Source organism: Salipiger sp. IMCC34102, assembly GCF_004145405.1.
Taxonomy (GTDB): domain Bacteria; phylum Pseudomonadota; class Alphaproteobacteria; order Rhodobacterales; family Rhodobacteraceae; genus Loktanella.
Window position 1 is genome coordinate 1 of the sequence record NZ_SELQ01000002.1, and the last position, 16,464, is coordinate 16,464.

At 66.2% G+C, this 16,464-nt stretch carries 12 protein-coding genes, 2 tRNA genes and 1 pseudogene; 8 read left to right on the top strand and 7 right to left on the bottom strand.

The annotated features are described in order from the left end of the window. Nucleotides 1-386, bottom strand: a pseudogene (locus tag EU805_RS04340) (transposase); the annotation flags it as partial. Between the two features lie 287 nt (nucleotides 387-673). Between EU805_RS04340 and EU805_RS04345 the strand changes: the two are divergent. Together EU805_RS04345 and EU805_RS04350 are read left to right on the top strand one after the other, a co-directional pair. Further along, nucleotides 674-750 (top strand) — tRNA-Asp (locus EU805_RS04345). 33 nt (nucleotides 751-783) lie between these two features. Then, nucleotides 784-860, top strand: a tRNA-Asp gene (locus EU805_RS04350). 92 nt (nucleotides 861-952) lie between these two features. Here the strand turns inward: EU805_RS04350 and EU805_RS04355 are convergent. Next, nucleotides 953-2,335, bottom strand: a complete 1,383-nt coding sequence (locus EU805_RS04355) for a M20/M25/M40 family metallo-hydrolase (RefSeq protein WP_129762747.1) — start codon at nucleotides 2,333-2,335, stop codon at nucleotides 953-955. Between the two features lie 143 nt (nucleotides 2,336-2,478). Here EU805_RS04355 and hemA point away from each other — a divergent pair, with 143 nt between their 5' ends. From hemA to ispG, 3 genes are all read left to right on the top strand, one after another. Beyond that, nucleotides 2,479-3,702, top strand: coding sequence for a 5-aminolevulinate synthase (gene hemA / locus EU805_RS04360; RefSeq protein WP_129762748.1), 1,224 nt, complete (start codon nucleotides 2,479-2,481; stop codon nucleotides 3,700-3,702). Nucleotides 3,703-3,832: 130 nt separating this feature from the next. Beyond that, nucleotides 3,833-5,056, top strand: a complete 1,224-nt coding sequence (locus tag EU805_RS04365; protein ID WP_129762749.1) for a helix-turn-helix domain-containing protein — start codon at nucleotides 3,833-3,835, stop codon at nucleotides 5,054-5,056. 76 nt (nucleotides 5,057-5,132) lie between these two features. Beyond that, entirely contained in the window at nucleotides 5,133-6,266 is a 1,134-nt protein-coding gene (gene ispG, locus EU805_RS04370) for a flavodoxin-dependent (E)-4-hydroxy-3-methylbut-2-enyl-diphosphate synthase (RefSeq protein WP_129762750.1), read from the top strand. A gap of 148 nt (nucleotides 6,267-6,414) precedes the next feature. Here the strand turns inward: ispG and EU805_RS04375 are convergent, their stop codons facing one another. Further along, on the bottom strand, nucleotides 6,415-7,161 hold the full coding sequence (locus tag EU805_RS04375; protein ID WP_129762751.1) for a DsbA family protein: 747 nt from the start codon (nucleotides 7,159-7,161) through the stop codon (nucleotides 6,415-6,417). A gap of 115 nt (nucleotides 7,162-7,276) precedes the next feature. On the opposite strand from EU805_RS04375, the gene EU805_RS04380 reads away from it, so the two are divergent. The 3 genes from EU805_RS04380 (at nucleotide 7,277) to prfB (ending at nucleotide 12,303) form a co-directional block, all read left to right on the top strand. After that, nucleotides 7,277-8,500: an N-acetylmuramoyl-L-alanine amidase gene (locus tag EU805_RS04380; protein ID WP_129762752.1), complete on the top strand. Its 1,224-nt coding sequence runs from the start codon at nucleotides 7,277-7,279 to the stop codon at nucleotides 8,498-8,500. Nucleotides 8,501-8,609: 109 nt separating this feature from the next. Beyond that, complete coding sequence (locus tag EU805_RS04385) at nucleotides 8,610-11,108, top strand: penicillin-binding protein 1A (RefSeq protein WP_129762753.1); 2,499 nt, start codon at nucleotides 8,610-8,612, stop codon at nucleotides 11,106-11,108. Between the two features lie 67 nt (nucleotides 11,109-11,175). After that, a complete protein-coding gene (prfB, locus tag EU805_RS04390; protein WP_129762754.1) occupies nucleotides 11,176-12,303 on the top strand; it encodes a peptide chain release factor 2 in 1,128 nt (375 codons plus the stop codon). Here the strand turns inward: prfB and EU805_RS04395 are convergent. From EU805_RS04395 to bcp, 4 genes are all read right to left on the bottom strand, one after another. Next, nucleotides 12,300-13,784: an MFS transporter gene (locus EU805_RS04395; RefSeq protein WP_242494057.1), complete on the bottom strand. Its 1,485-nt coding sequence runs from the start codon at nucleotides 13,782-13,784 to the stop codon at nucleotides 12,300-12,302. The two genes, prfB and EU805_RS04395, sit on opposite strands and share 4 nt — an antisense overlap. Nucleotides 13,785-13,792: 8 nt before the next feature. Beyond that, nucleotides 13,793-14,308, bottom strand: a complete 516-nt coding sequence (locus tag EU805_RS04400) for a polymer-forming cytoskeletal protein (protein ID WP_129762755.1) — start codon at nucleotides 14,306-14,308, stop codon at nucleotides 13,793-13,795. Further along, on the bottom strand, nucleotides 14,298-15,602 hold the full coding sequence (locus EU805_RS04405; protein WP_129762756.1) for a M23 family metallopeptidase: 1,305 nt from the start codon (nucleotides 15,600-15,602) through the stop codon (nucleotides 14,298-14,300). Before EU805_RS04405 ends, EU805_RS04400 begins: the two co-directional genes overlap by 11 nt. Before the next feature lie 310 nt (nucleotides 15,603-15,912). After that, nucleotides 15,913-16,383 (bottom strand): thioredoxin-dependent thiol peroxidase, encoded by a 471-nt coding sequence (gene bcp / locus EU805_RS04410; protein ID WP_129762757.1) that lies wholly within the window; start codon nucleotides 16,381-16,383, stop codon nucleotides 15,913-15,915. Nucleotides 16,384-16,464: the final 81 nt, after the last annotated feature.

A 16,464-nucleotide genomic window follows, 5' to 3' on the forward strand; every position in this document is an offset into this window, starting at 1 on the left:
GCCGCTCGGCTGGATGCGTAGACACCGGCACATCGCCCGGACGGAAAATTGCCCGCGATGCTCGGCCACGAACGCGTATCTCACTTTGCATCCCTGGCGAAATACGCGTCGTCATTGTCGCTCGGACCAATGGCGCGTCAATGACGACCCTTTTTTAGGATGTCACGCTCCTCCGTCACCCGTGCCAGCTCCCGTTTCAGACGCCGGATCTCTGCATCGTTCGTGGCGTCGCCCGAGGCGGACTTCGAGAACTTCTTCTTCCAGGCGTAGAGAGAATACGCGCTGACCCCGAGGCGATCGGAAACCTCCCTGACGGGGTAACCCCGTTCGGTGATCTGCGCGACCGCGTCCCGCTTGAAATCGTCACTGTAAATGTTGCTGCCCATCATGGCCTCCTTGCTTCAGATTTAGCTAAGAAGGCGTCCACGATACACGGGGCTATTCACATTTTTTGCGCGCTACACGCCTCGCGATCTGTGCTTTCGTCACGGTTCACGACCTCGACGACCTCGTCCGAAACACGTGTTCCGCAGGCTTCCTGTCCGCCCCAGTTGCAGGTCGTCCAAGATTTCGCGCCCGGTCCCGTTTTTTTGCCCGATCTGCGGCTTGACGGGGCAGGGGGGCTTGCATAGAAGCGCGACACGCTTTGCGAGATGCAAGGTGGTCATGATGCGCGGTTGTAGCTCAGTTGGTTAGAGTACCGGCCTGTCACGCCGGGGGTCGCGGGTTCGAGCCCCGTCAACCGCGCCATTGACCCCCCCCTTTCGCAAGCGCCTGAAATGCGCGGTTGTAGCTCAGTTGGTTAGAGTACCGGCCTGTCACGCCGGGGGTCGCGGGTTCGAGCCCCGTCAACCGCGCCATTTCACCCCCTCTTCGCCACAGGTTTCGGGACCGCGTCCACGGGTCGCTGGCCCTGCCGCGCGGTGGTGCGGCAGGGACCCCCTTTTCGAAATTAGGCAGCGCCTTCGGACAGGGCGTGCAGGATACGGGCCCAGCTGCGCGTGCCCTTGTGAAAGGACGACAGGTCGTACTTCTCGTTCGGCGAATGGATCTGGTCGTCGTCCTTGCCGAAGCCGATCAGCATCGCATCCATGTCGAGGTAGGTCTTGAAGTAGGCCGCCACCGGGATCGAGCCGCCCGCGCCCACGAAGGCCGCCGCCTGCGGCCATTCGTCCGACAGCGCCTTGCGCGCCTGGTCGAAGGCCGGGTGAGTCGTGGTCATCTGTCCCGCCGCCGAGGCGCCGTGGGACGTGAACTCCACGCTGCAATCGGCCGGAATGGCGGCGCGGACCTGCGCGCGGAATGCCTCGCGGATCGCGAGGGGGTCCTGATCGCCCACCAGGCGGAAGCTGATCTTGGCGCGCGCCTCGCTCGGCAAAACCGTCTTGAAGCCGTCGCCGGTGTAGCCCGCCGACAGGCCGTTGACCTCGCAGGTGGGGCGGGACCAGATCATCTCCAGCGGGCGACGGCCCTGTTCTCCTGCCGGGAACTTCAGGCCGACCGCATCGAGGAAGGCCTCGGCGTCGAAGTTCAGATCGTCCCAGGCCGCGGCCAGCTCGTTCGAGAGTTCCGGCACGCCGTCGTAGAAGCCCGGCACGGTGACCCGGCCCGTGTCGTCATGGAGGTCCGCGATGATGCGCGACAGCACCCGCGCGGGGTTCATCGCGATCCCGCCGTAGGAGCCCGAGTGCAGATCCTTGGAGGGGCCGGTGATGACCACTTCCTCGCCCAGCAGGCCGCGCAGCTGCGTCACGATGGCCGGGGTGTTCGCATCGAAGAGCCCGGTGTCGCAGATCAGCGCCACATCCGCGCGCAGCAGATCGGCGTTCTCCTTCAGGAAAGGCACGAGCGAGGGCGAGCCCGACTCTTCTTCGCCTTCGAAGAAGATGGTGATGTTGGCGGGCAAGCTGCCGTGGACCTCCTTCCAGGCGCGGCAGGCCTCGACGAAGGTCATCAATTGTCCCTTGTCGTCCGACGCGCCGCGACCGCGGATCACGGTGCCGTTCGGCGTTTCCTCCACTGCGGGATCGAAGGGATCGCGCTTCCACAGGGTCAACGGATCGACCGGTTGGACATCGTAGTGACCGTAGAATAACAGCCGTGGGCCGTCGCCGCCGGAGTGTGCCACCACCATCGGGCGGCCGGGCGTCGCGTGCTTGGACGCCTCGAAACCGATGGAGGCAAGGTCCGCCACCAACCAGTCTGCGGCGCGGTCACATTCGGCGGCATAGGCCGGGTCAGTGGAGATCGAGGGGATCCGCAGAAGCTCCAGCAGGCGGTCGGTGGCCCGGGGCAGGGCGTCGTCGATGGCGGTCAGGACGGGTTCGAGGCTCATAGCCACTCCATTTCAGATGGGATCTGACCCGAGGTTAGGCCGCGCAACGGGAGGGCGCCAGTCCTGTGACAGGACGCCACGGCTTGTTGCGCCGGTCGGTGACCTATATAGCGACGGTGCGAAACGACGACAGGATACGACCGGTGAATTACGACGCTGCCCTCGACGACGCTCTTTCCCGCCTGCACGCCGAGGACCGCTACCGGACTTTCATCGACATCGAGCGCAAGCGGGGCCAGTACCCCCATGCGACCTGGAACCGGACCGACGGCACGACGCGGCCCGTGACGGTCTGGTGCGGCAACGACTACCTGGGGATGGGGCAGCACCCGGTGGTGCTTTCGGCGATGCACGATGCGCTGGAGGCGACCGGCGCAGGCTCGGGCGGGACGCGCAACATCTCCGGCACCACGGTCTATCACAAGCGGCTTGAGGCCGAGCTTGCGGATCTGCACCGCAAGGAAGCGGCGTTGCTGTTCACCTCGGCCTACATCGCCAACGACGCGACGCTCTCGACCCTGCCGAAGCTGTTTCCCGGGCTGATCATCTATTCCGACGCGCTCAACCACGCGAGCATGATCGAAGGGGTGCGCCGCAACGGCGGGGCCAAGCGGATCTTCAAGCACAACGACGTCGATCACCTGCGGTCCCTGCTGGAGGCGGACGATCCCGCCGCGCCGAAGGTCATCGCCTTCGAATCGATCTACTCGATGGACGGCGATTTCGGCCCGATCGAGCAGATTTGCGACCTGGCCCAGGAATTCGGTGCGCTCACCTACATCGACGAGGTCCATGCCGTCGGCATGTACGGCCCCCGCGGCGCCGGCGTGGCCGAGCGCGAGGGGCTGATGGGGCGGCTCGACATCATCAACGGGACACTCGCCAAGGCTTACGGCGTCATGGGCGGCTATATCGCGGCCTCGGCGCGCATGTGCGATGCCATCCGGTCCTACGCGCCCGGCTTCATCTTCACCACCTCGCTGCCGCCCAGCGTCGCGGCGGGGGCGGCGGCGAGCGTGGCGCACCTCAAGACCGACCAGGCCTTGCGCGACAGTCACCAGACGCAGGCGCGCATCCTCAAGACCCGGCTGAAGGGCATGGGCCTGCCGATCATCGACCACGGCAGCCATATCGTCCCGCTCATCGTCGGCGATCCCAAGCACACCAAGATGCTTTCGGACATGCTGCTGGAGGATTTCGGGATCTACGTGCAGCCGATCAACTATCCCACCGTGCCGCGCGGGACCGAGCGTCTGCGCTTCACGCCGTCGCCGGTTCACGGACCGCGTGAAATGGATGCATTGGTCAAGTCCTTGGACCGGCTTTGGTCACATTGTGCGCTGAATCGCGCCGATTTGACGGGCTGACCCGCCGTCGGGTGCACACGGCGGCGTGATCCGTGCTACATGTTGTCGTGTGGATAAGGACATAGCGGTCGACTTGACCCGCAAAACCTTTATCTACGGGGCAAGGGCAGGGCAAACGGCGGTTCGACCGATGATTGTGAAAAGCTTCCGGCGCGACAAGACGGTTGACGAGTCGAACTCGGCCGGGTTCGACGCGTTCGACATGCGTCTGGGCGATCTGATGCGTGGTGAACGCGCCACCTTGGGCAAGAGCCTGCTCGACGTGCAAGCCGAGCTGCGGATCAAGGCGTCCTACATCGCCGCGATCGAGAACGCCGATCCCGCCGCCTTCGACACACCCGGTTTCATCGCCGGCTACGTGCGGTCCTACGCGCGTTACCTGAACATGGACCCCGACTGGGCCTTCGATACCTTCTGCAAGGAAAGCGGGTTCGCCACCGCCCATGGCATGTCGCGGGAAGCCTCCGCCGCCAAGCCGTCGAATGTCGCGGCGCAGACACCGCCGGCGCGCGATATCTTCGCGTCTTCCGCCACGCCCTTCGTGCCGCGCGGTGATCGCATGTTCACCGGTGTCGAACCTGCCGCCGTGGGCTCGATGCTGGTCCTCGTGGCGCTGATCGCGGGGCTGGGCTGGGGCGGCTGGTCCGTGCTGCAGGAAGTCCAGAAAGTCCGCCTCGCCCCGGTGGAACAGACGCCCGTGGTGCTGACCGACCTTGATCCGCTGGCCGGTGCCACGACCGTGGCGGTCGAGGACGATGTCCTGCCGTCCATGAATACACCGACGCCGGAAGCGCTCGATCGCCTCTACCGGCCGCAGGCGCTCGACGTGCCGGTGCTGGTCGCGCGGGATGCGCCGATTTCGACCCTGAACCCGCGGTCCGGCGGGACGCTGATACCGCAGGGCGTGGACGCGGCCCTGGCGGAGGCTGTGGCCGATGCGCAAGACCTCGTGATCGACACGCCCCTCACCGGGGAAGAAGACGATTTCGCGGGCCCCCGGATCCAGGTGTCCGAGACGCCGCAACCCGGCGTGCAGATGGTGGCGGTCCGTCCCGCCTGGGTGCGCGTGCGGGCCGCCGACGATTCCGTGATCTTCGAGGGGATCATGAACGCCGGGGACACCTTCGATCTGCCCAATACCGAGGAGCCGGCGACCTTGCGCGTCGGCGAAAGCGGCGCGGTCTACTTCGCGGTCAATGGCCAGCACTACGGTCCCGCCGGCCCCAACGGCACGGTGACGAGCAACCTCGCCCTCTCGGTCGACAACCTGACACAGACCTATTCGCTGGCCGACCTCGAAGCCGACGGCGATCTGGCGGCGGTCGTCAACGTGGCAGAGGTCGTGACGGAATAAGCCGCGTCGTGGCGGTTGCCCGGCCCCGGGGCAGCGCTTAGGTAGGCGGTAACCGACCCAACCCAAGGCTGGCCCCATGTCGCTTCATTCCATTCGTCCCTGGCGCCAGATCGACCGGCGACCCTCGCGGCAGATCATGGTGGGCAAGGTACCCGTCGGCGGTGACGCACCGATCACGGTGCAGACGATGACCAACACCCTGACGACGGACGTGAAGGCCACCATCGCGCAGATCCAGGCTGCCGCCGACGCAGGCGCCGACATCGTGCGTGTCTCCGTCCCGGACGAGGAATCCTCCAGGGCGCTGAAACAGATCGTGCCCGAAGTCAGCGTGCCGATCGTGGCGGACATCCACTTTCACTACAAGCGCGGGATCGAGGCGGCGGAGGCGGGGGCGGCATGCCTGCGTATCAACCCCGGCAACATCGGTGACGAAAAGCGCGTGAAGGAGGTCATCAAGGCCGCGCGCGACCACAACTGCTCGATCCGGATCGGCGTGAACGCCGGAAGCCTGGAGCGGCACTTGCTGGAGAAATACGGCGAGCCGTGCCCCGACGCGATGGTCGAAAGCGGCATGGACCATATCAAGATCCTGCAGGACAACGATTTTCACGAGTTCAAGATCAGCTGCAAGGCCTCGGATGTCTTCATGGCCTCCGCCGCCTATCAGCAACTGTCCGAGCAGACCGACGCCCCCATCCACCTTGGCATCACCGAGGCGGGGGGCCTGACCTCCGGCACGATCAAGTCGGCGATCGGGTTGGGTCAGCTTCTGTGGATGGGGATCGGCGACACGATCCGCGTGAGCCTGTCGGCCGATCCGGTCGAAGAGGTGAAGGTCGGCTACGAGATTCTGAAATCGCTCGGGCTGCGGCATCGCGGCGTGAACATCATATCTTGCCCGTCCTGCGCGCGGCAGGGGTTCGACGTCATCAAGACGGTCGAGATTTTGGAAAAGCGGCTGGAGCACATCAAGACGCCGATGTCGCTGTCGATCATCGGCTGCGTGGTCAACGGTCCCGGAGAGGCGCTGATGACCGACGTGGGCTTCACGGGCGGCGGGGCCGGAAACGGGATGGTCTATCTTGCGGGCAAGCAAAGTCACCGACAGGACAACGCCTCGATGATCGATCACATCGTCGAACAGGTCGAGAAGAAGGCCGCGCAGCTGGAAGCCGAGGCGGCAGCCGAGGCGACCGCGGCGGAATAGGAACGCTTGCCAAGCGACTGACACGCATCAGAAAAGGCGCGGGGGGGGGGGGGGCAGCGCCTTTTCTTGTTTTTGAATTGACCGCGATGCCGGGCTCGGCGCTCGACCTGTCTGGCGGGGAAGGTGTCCCCGGACGCTCGCCCGAATGTCAGCTCCGCAGATCCTCGATCAGTGCGGCCATGTCGGCGGCGGGGACGTAGCCACGCACCATCTGGTCCTCGATCACGAAGGTAGGCGTCCCACTGATCGCCAGCGCCTGTCCGAGGTCACGGTTGTCGGCGATGATCTGGGTGACTTCCTCGCTGTCCATCGCGGCGACGATGGCGTCCGTATCCAGGCCCAGCGTATTGCCCAGCCGGGTCAGCGTTTCCACGTCGAGCGTCCCGTTGATCCCCATCAGCGTGTCGTGGACCATCTTGTAGGCACCGTCACCCTCGATCATCTTGGTGGCGATGGCAAAGCGCGAGGCGATGACGGATTCTTCGCCCAGGATCGGAAATTCCTTCACGATCAGGCGGATGTTGCCATCCTCGGCCAGAAGCTGCTCGACCTCGGGGAAGGCGCGTTTGCAGTAGCCGCAGCGGTAATCCATGAACTCGACCACGGTGATGTCGCCCTGCGGGTTGCCGCCGACGTAGGAAAATCCGTCGTCGACAAGCGCGTCGCGCTGGTCTGCCAGCATCTGCGCGTCCGCATCGGCCTGGGCCATGGCTTCGCGGTCCTGCAGGACGCCGATCGCCTCCATCAGGACCTCCGGGTTCTCCATCAGGTAGTCGCGCACCTCCGTGCGGAAGGCGTCACGCTCGGCGTCGGTCATGCCGGTCACGTCGGTCTGGGCCTGGGCGGGCAGGGCGAGGGCGAAGGTCAGGGCGAGGGCGGCGGAAAAAGGGCGCATGGGTCAGCTTTCGGCAAGGGTTGCGACACTGGACCACGAATGGCCGCGGCTGCCAAGCGGTTGACGCAACCGCCGTCGCCCGGGCAAATGAGGGCCGAAGCAACGAAGGACAGCCATGACGCCCGCACGCCGCAGCTTACGTCCGGATCTGGTCGGAATCGTCCTCCTGCTGTTCTGGGCGGGTATGGCCACGGCGCAGGATTTCGGCGCGCGGGTCCGGGTCGATCCCGTGACCAGCCGCGTCGCGGACGCAGGCGAGGGCGTTGCGGTGCAACTGACCCTGTCCCAGCCGGTGCCGTGGCGGGTCTATACCCTGACCGACCCCGACCGTCTGGCGGTGGAGTTCCGGGAGGTCGACTGGTCCGGCCTGACGGCGGCGGACCTGCTGCGGCCCGGTCTGGTCGAGGACCTGAGCTTCGATATCCCGCGGCCCGGCTGGTCGCGGCTCGTGGCCCCCGTGACGGTGCCCCTCGCGCTGGAGCAGGCGGGGATGCAGGTCGATTCCGCGACCGGTGCGGCCGTCTTGTCGCTCGACTGGTCCCCCACCACGCCCGAGCTTTTCGCCGCAAACGCGGGCGGGCCTGAAGAACGGCAACTTCCCACGCCCGCGCTGCCCGCCCCCGACCGGGCGGCACGTCCCATGACCATAGCCATCGACCCCGGTCACGGCGGTGTCGATCCCGGTGCCATGCGCGACGGCGCGGTGGAGGCGCACCTGATGCTGAGCCTTGCCATCGAACTGGCAGAGGCGATCAACCGCGAGGGGATCTTTCGCGCCGTTCTGACGCGGCAGGACGACAGTTTCGTCCCGCTTGCCACCCGAATGACCATCGCGCGGGCGGCGGGGGCGGACGCGCTGATGTCGTTGCACGCGGACGCGCTGGAAGCGGGCGGCGCACGGGGCGCATCGGTCTACACGTTGAACGCGGCCGGGGCGACCCGCGCCTCGGAGCGCATGGCCGAGCGGCACGAGCGAGAGGACCTCATCGCGGGCCTGGACCTGACGGGGCAGGACGACCGGGTCGCCTCTGTCCTGATGGACCTTGCCCGCGCGCAGACGCGGCCGGCCTCCGAGGCGCTGGCCCAGTCCATCGTCACGGGCCTGCGCGGCGCGGGTGCACGGCTCAACACGCGCCCCCGGCGCGACGGGCGACTGGCCGTGCTGAATGCCGCCGATTTTCCGTCCGTCCTCGTCGAGGTGGGCTTTCTGTCCGATGCCGTCGACCGGGCGGCCCTGTCCTCCGCGGCGGGGCGGGCCCCGATCGTGGCGGGCCTGCACGACGGGCTGCGCGACTGGGGACAGGCGCAGGCCGCACGGGCGCCGTTGCTGCGCCGGTAAACGTGATGGCGGGACGCGGAAGCCTGCCGATATCCGGCTGATCTGCTTTTGACGGCACCCGTCCCCGGCCCTATAAGCGGCCCAATTCCCCAGACCAGAGGCTGACGCTTTGCTGCGATTCATCATGTCCTTCTTCGGCGCCATCTTCTCGATGGTGACGCTCGGCCTCGCGATGCTGGCGCTGTCCCTTGGGGCGGTGTTCTTCATGTACGGCCGGGACCTGCCGTCCTACGACACGCTGGCGCAGTACACGCCCAAGACGATCAGCCGGATCTACTCTGGCGAGGGCGACATCATCGACGAATTCGCCGTGGAACGTCGCCTCTTCACCCCGGCCGAGGAAATTCCCGACATCGTCAAGCAGGCCTTCATATCGGCCGAGGACAAGAACTTCTACACCCACGCGGGCTACGATCCGCGGGGCATCATGGTGGCCATCTACGACGCGGTGGAATCGCGCGGGGCCGACGTGCGCGGCGCGTCCACGATCACCCAGCAGGTGATGAAGAACTTCCTGCTCGACGGCTCCCGCTCGGTCGAGCGCAAGATCAAGGAAATCATCCTCGCCAGCCGGATCGACGGCGCGATGAGCAAGGAGAAGATCCTCGAACTCTACCTCAACGAGATCTTCTTGGGAAAAAACAGCTACGGCGTGACCGCGGCCTCGCTGACCTACTTCAACAAGCCATTGGCCGAACTCACGGTGGAAGAGGCGGCCTACCTCGCGATCCTGCCCAAGGCACCGTCGGACTACGACCCGGTGCGGCAGTACGATCGCTCCATCGGGCGGCGCAACTTCGTGCTGCGCGAAATGTGGGAGAACGGCTACATCGACGAGGCGACCTATGAAGAGGCCCGCGACCACCCGCTGGAAACCGTGCAGAGCGGCGATTACGAAAGCTTCCGCTCCGAATTGCCGCCGCGCGACTACTTCACCGACGAGATCCGTCGGCAATTGTCCCAGAACTTCGGCGAGGAAGAATTCTTTTCCGGCGGCCTCGCGATCCGGGCCACGGTCGATCCCGCCCTTCAGGTCGAGGCGGCCCACGCGCTGCAACGCGCGCTCGAAACCTACGACAGGGGCACGGGCCGCTGGCGCGGCACCGGCAAATCGATCCCGGCCGAGCAACTGGAAACCTGGCGCGATGCCTTGCGGGACGTATCCGTCGCGCGCGACATCACGTTGGAAAGCCCGTGGCATCCCGCCGTCGTGCTCGAGATCGCGGACCAGTCGCTCACCGTCGGCGTCGAAGGCGAGGAAGAGCTGAAGTCGATTCCGCGCGACGACATCGCCTGGATGTCGGGCAACTTCTTCGACAATTTCGAGGTAGGCGACGTCGTCCACGTGCGCCGCATGACCGACGACGCGAGCGGCGAACTGATCCGCTGGACACTACGCCAGGTGCCGCAGGTGCAGGGCGCTTTCATGGCGATGGACGTGAACACCGGCCGTGTGCTGGCGATGCAGGGCGGCTTTTCCTACCAGGCCAGCGTCTTCAACCGTGCGACGCAGGCGATGCGCCAGCCGGGGTCCAGCTTCAAGCCGTTCGTCTATGCGACCGCGCTCGATTCCGGCTATTCGCCCGCCACGATCGTCGTGGACGCCCCGATCGAGATCAACACGCCGCAGGGCGTCTGGCGGCCCAAGAACTATTCCAACCGCTTCTATGGCCCGACGCCCCTGCGGACCGGCATCGAGCAGTCGCGCAACCTGATGACCGTGCGCCTGGCGCAGGAGGTCGGGATCGACACGGTCGCCCGTTATGCCGAGAAGTTCGGCGTCTACGACAACATGCGCCCGAACCTTGCGGCCTCTCTGGGCTCGGAGGAGACGACGCTCTTCAAGATGGTCGCCGCCTACGCCATGTTCGCCAACGGTGGTGAGCGGGTGGAGCCGACGCTGGTGGACCGCGTCCAGGACCGCTACGGCAACACGGTCTATCGCCACGACCAGCGGATCTGCGAAGACTGCCAGTTGACCAGCCTGCCCGCCGGACAGGCCCCTAGGATCGACAGCAACCGCCAACGCGTCATGAACGAGATCACCGCCTATCAGCTGACCTCGATGCTCAAGGGCGTGGTGGACCGGGGCACGGCTTCGGGCGCGATCAATCTGCCGGTCCCCATCGCGGGCAAGACCGGCACGACCAACGACGAGAAGGATGCCTGGTTCGTGGGCTTTTCGTCCAATATTGCGGCCGGCTGCTACATCGGCTTCGACAACCCGCGTCCCATGGGCAAGAGCGCGTCCGGTGGCGGCATCTGCGCGCCGGTCTTCAACAGCTTCATGGCGGAGGCGATCAAGACCTACGGCGGCGGTCCGTTCAACGCCCCGGCCGATTGCCAGTTCATCAACATCGACCGCTTCACCGGCGCGCGCCTGCCCGATGGGGCCTCCGGCAACAACGTGATCGGCGAATGCTTCCGCCCGGGCGAAGAGCCGGTCTTCGGCATCACCTTCGACGGCGGTTTCGCGATGTCCTCGGACCTGCCGCTCTTCGACGAGGTGCCGCAGGCGGCGCGGCAGGTCACGACCTCCACCGGTCGCACGGCGACGGTTGGCCCGCGGGCGACGTCAGGCGCGCTGTCTTCGGGCGGGCTCTACTAGGCTGCGCTTGTTCCTGCCGTCGTGGCGCGGTATCTGCCGTAGGATCCATTTGAAGTAAGGGCCGTACATGCGCGCCGAGACCGAACAGGCCATCGCGGCCACCGAGAAATCGCTGAAACTTCTGGCCCAGCGGCTCGACTATGAGACGGCGCCGCATCGCCTGGAAGAGTTCAACGCGCGCGTCGAGGACCCGACCCTCTGGGACGATCCGGCCAATGCGCAGAAGCTGATGCGCGAGCGTCAGATGCTGGTCGACGCGATGGAGAATTACGAGGGCATCCGGCAGGAACTGGCCGACAACGTCGAGCTGATCGAACTGGGCGAGATGGAGGACGACGCCGAGGTCGTGGCCGAGGCCGAGGCCGCGCTGCTGGCCTTGCGGGACAAGGCCGCCGAGAAGGAGCTGGAGGCGCTGCTGGACGGCGAGGCCGACGGCAACGACACCTTCCTCGAGATCAACTCTGGCGCGGGCGGCACCGAATCCTGCGATTGGGCGAACATGCTCAAGCGCATGTATATCCGCTGGGCGGAGAAGAAGGGCTACAAGGTCGAACTGCAATCCGAAAGCCCGGGCGAAGAGGTGGGAATCAAGTCGACCGCGCTGAAGATCAGCGGGCCGAACGCCTACGGTTGGTTGAAGTCGGAAAGCGGCGTGCACCGGCTGGTGCGGATCTCTCCCTACGATTCAGCGGCGAAGCGGCACACGTCGTTCTCCTCCGTGTGGGTCTATCCGGTGGTGGACGACAACATCGAGATCGAGGTGAATCCGGCGGACATCCGCATCGACACCTACCGCTCCTCCGGCGCGGGCGGTCAGCACGTAAACACGACCGACTCGGCGGTGCGGATCACGCACGAGCCGACGGGAATCGTGGTGACCTCGTCCGAGAAGTCTCAGCACCAGAACCGCGACATCGCCATGAAAGCGCTGAAATCCCGGCTCTACCAGATGGAGCTCGACCGCCGGAACGCCGCGATCAACGAGGCGCACGAGAACAAGGGCGATGCGGGCTGGGGCAACCAGATCCGGTCTTACGTGCTGCAACCCTACCAGATGGTGAAGGACCTGCGGACCCGCTACGAGACCTCCGACACCTCCGGCGTGCTGGACGGCGACCTCGATGGGCTGATGGCGGCGACGCTGGCGCTCGACGTGAGCGGCAAGAGCCGGGCCGAGGCCACGGCGGAGGATTAACGCCGCCGCGCGATCCCGGCCAAGGCCACCGCCGCGGCCAGCAGCGCCATGCCGGCCGCACACCAGGCGATGACCGAAAAGCCCGTGTTCATCGCCTCCACGTGGCCCGGGTCCGGCAGTCGATCACCGAAATCCGCCATGCCGCCCGACAGGTTGTAGGCGATGGTCACGACAGAGCTCATGGCCGCGACCGCGATCAGGCCGCCGATCCGGCTGACGGAGTTGTTGATCCCCGACGCGATCCCGTCGCGACCGCGTCCCGCCGCCGACATCACCGAGGCCGAGAGGGGGGCGACCACCATGCTCATGCCCAGGCCCACGACCGCCATGGCGGGCAGGACACCCAGCCAGAAATTCTGCGTATGGACGACCAGGGCCAGCACGCCGTACCCAAGCGCCGCCAGGCCCGCGCCTCCCGCGATCAAGCCACGCGCGCCCCGCGCGTCCGCGAGCTTTCCGAACCGGGTCGAGAAGAGCGCGATGAAGCCAGAGAGCGGTGCGAAGGCGGCAATGGTCTCGATCTCGGTCATGCCCCATCCTGCGACGGTCAGCATCGGCAGGAAGAAGAGGATCGCGGACATCCCGAAGTAGAGCAGGAAGGTGGTCGCGTTCGCCGCCGAGAAGGTGCGGTTGGCAAAGAGCGCCAGCGGCATCATCGGCGTCGTCGTCCGCGACTGGTGGATCACGAAGATGCCCAGGACGGCCAATCCCAGGACACCCGTGGCAATGGTGAGGCGGGTATCGTTGTAGGCCTCGAGATGGGTCAGCGCCCAGGCGATCAGGCCCAATCCCGCGACGGCGAGGCCCGCGCCGATGAAATCCACGCGCTCGCCCGAGCGGCGGGGGTCGGTCTGGACGGCGGACCAGGTCAGCCAGAGGCAAAGCGCGCCGAGCGGAAGATTGATCGCGAAGATCCCGCGCCAGAACTCCGGCCCGCCCAGTGACAGCAGCAAGCCGCCGACGATGGGGCCGGCGGCCGTCGTCAGGCCCGATGCCGCGGCCCATATGCCGATGGCGCGGCCGCGCTCCTCGCGCGGGTAGGCCCGGCTGATCATCGCAAGCGAGCCCGGCACCATCAGGGCGGCACCCGCCCCCTGCGCCAGTCGCGCCGCGATCAGCGCGTCGGGCGTCGGGGCCAGCGCGCAGACCATCGACGTCAGAAGAAACAGCCCCACCCCCAGCGAGAACATCCGTGCCAGGCCGAAGCGATCACCGAAGGCACCGCCCGCAAGGATCAGCGCCGAAAGCGTCACCATGTAGGCGTTGTTGATCCAGGTGGCCTGGTCGAGCGTGGCGCCCAGGGTGCTGCGGATCGCCGGGATCGCGATGCTGACCACGGTGCCGTCGATGAATCCCATCGACGAGGCGAGCACCCCCGCCGCCAGGATCCAGCCGCGCCGTTTCGGGCGCGCGAAGTCCGGCACGAAAACGGGCCGCGCCGCAGGTGGCGTGGCCCGTGTCAGGCGTGAAGTCTCGGTCACCCGCGGCCTTAGCTGTCGCTCTCTTTGCCGCTGGAATTGCCCGGGGCGGGCAGGCTCTGGGTCGGCATCTTGGTCGACTTGCCGCCGTTTGCGAGCGGGTCGTCCTGGCGCTGCACGGAGCCTTCGAAGTGGGCGCCCGATTCGATGGCGATGGTCTTGTGGATGATGTCGCCCTCGACCCGCGCGGTGGAGGTCAGGCGGACCTTCAGGCCCCGCACGCGGCCCACGATGCGGCCGTGGATGACCACGTCGTCGCCCACGACCTCGCCCTTGACGGTGGCGCCTTCGCCGACGGTCAGCAGGTGGGCCCGGATGTCGCCGTCGACCTCGCCCTCGATCTGGATGTCACCGCTGGTGCGCATGTTGCCGGTGACCAGCAGATCCGCCGACAGGATCGACGCGGGCGGCTTGGCTTTGGCGGGGGCCTTGTAGTCGCTGTTGGCGGCGGGCGCCGGGGAAGACGTCTGCTGTACCGGCGCGTCGGCTTTCGGGCCCGGTTCGTTGATCTTGGATTTAGAAAACATCTTGTCCAGCTCTTATGTAGGTCATCGGATTGACGGGGGTACCGCCCACACGCACTTCGTAGTGAAGGTGTGGCCCGGTCGACCGTCCCGAGTTCCCCATATCACCGATCCGTTCCCCGCGCGAGACCCTTTGGCCGACCTTCACCTGCATGGCGGAGAGGTGCGCGTAGCGTGTCTCGATGCCGAATTCGTGCTGGATCTTGATGAGCCGCCCGTAGCCGGAAGACCAACCCGCGCTGGTCACGACGCCATCGGCGGTGGCGTAGATCGGCGTGCCGATGGGGGCCGCGAAATCGGTTCCGGCGTGCAGCCGGCCCCAGCGCTGGCCGAAGCCGGAGGTGAAGCGGTAGGCGGCCTTCACGGGCACGTCGAACGGCGCCTTCTCGGCCGCGATGCGATAGAGATTGATCTCGTCCAGGCGGTTCAGGATGCCGTTGGCGCGCGCGGCGTCCGGATCGGGGCCGCCACCGCGGGTGGAGAAGGCCAGCGGCGTCAACGGGCCGCCCGAGCCGGAATAGCCGCGGCGGATCTGGCTGATCATGTTGTCGGGGTTCATGCCGGCGGCGCGGAACATCTTGTCCAGCGGCTCGACCGAGACGGTCATCGCGTCCTCGAGTTGGCGGAAGATGTCGTCGTTGCGTTCCTGCAGAAGGCGCAGCTCGAGCTGTGTTTCGGCCGCGTTGTCGAGCGCGAATTGGGCATCGGCCGCGATCTGGTCGCGTTCGGCGGCGGTCTCGGCCAGGGCGGTGGCCAGCAGATCGACGGTGGTGTCGGCCTCGGCGGTCTGCGTGGCGGAGGTGGCGCCGTCTTCCTCGCTCAGTGCGGCCAGTTCGGTCCGGCTTTGCTTCACCTCCTGCATGGTCTCGCGCAGGGTGCTCTGGACCACGTCAAGACCGGTTTCCAGCTCGCGGCGGCGATCCTCCACCGACAGGAGTTCGGATTGCATGACCGAGATCTGTTCCAGCGCCGCGTTGAAGCGTTCCTGGGCCGCGACCGCCTCCGTTGCGCGGGCGTCGCGTTCCTCGGACAGGGCGTTCAGGCGCTGTTCGTAGACGATCTGATCCCGCTGGGCCTGGGCGCGAAAGTTTCCGGCACCGATGCTGTCCATCAGCAGGATCGCGGTCGAGATGATCGACCAACCGACCAGTGCCGTGGCGACCCCCCAGCCCAGAAGCTGATGCGAGGGACGCAGCCGGATGAAACGGGTTTCAGTATCCGAACGGATGAAGAGCCGCTTTTCGGGGAACCGCTTCTCGAGGCGCGCGTGCACAGCCAAAGCCAGTCGTGATCTCACGTAAGTCTCCCAAACCTGTCCCAGTCAGCAGCGGCTGCCTGAATTTTTTTATCACCGCTGACAGGGTTCTACCCAGACTGCGGCCACGGAGCAACGGTTCGGGACTTTATTTCAAGTTCACGCCAACTTTTGGCGAATTTACGCCGAATTCGCGTGTAGAAATCCGCGCTTTCGCGTTGTTTTGCAGGCCCGCATGACGGACCGACCTTCTGCGGGGGACAGGCGTAAAGCGCCGTGCGGATAGGACAATCTCCCCCCCGCCTCCGCCATCCGAAGGGCGAATCGTCACCCTTCGGGAGCGTGGCGATCGTCAGCCTAAGGTGCGGGCCGCCTCCAGCACGGCCTCGACATGGCCCGGCACCTTCACCTTGCGCCAGACCTGCGCGATGCGGCCTTCGGCGTCGATCAGGAAGGTCGCACGCTCGATCCCCATGTGCGTCTTGCCGTACATGCTCTTCTCGACCCAGGTGCCGTAGCGCTCGCAGACGTCGCCGTCCGCGTCGGACAGAAGGATTACTGAAAGACCGTGCTTGTCGCGGAACTTCTCGTGCTTGGCGACACTGTCCTTCGAGATTCCCAGAACCACCGTGCCGGCCTGCGCGAAGACTTCGGCGGCTTCGGTGAACCCAAGCGCTTCCTTCGTGCACCCGGAGGTGTCGTCACGCGGGTAGAAGTAAAGCACGACCTTCCGCCCGGCGAAGTCGGCCAGGGAGACTGTTTCGCCACCGTCGCGGGGCAGGGTGACGGGCGGGGCGAGATCTCCGGGCTGGGGGGCGGTCATGGGGGTGCTCCTTGCATCAGGTTGAGGGTTCCGTTCCGGCACCCGACGGGGGAAGGTAGGGCAGGGCGACGAGGCAGGCAA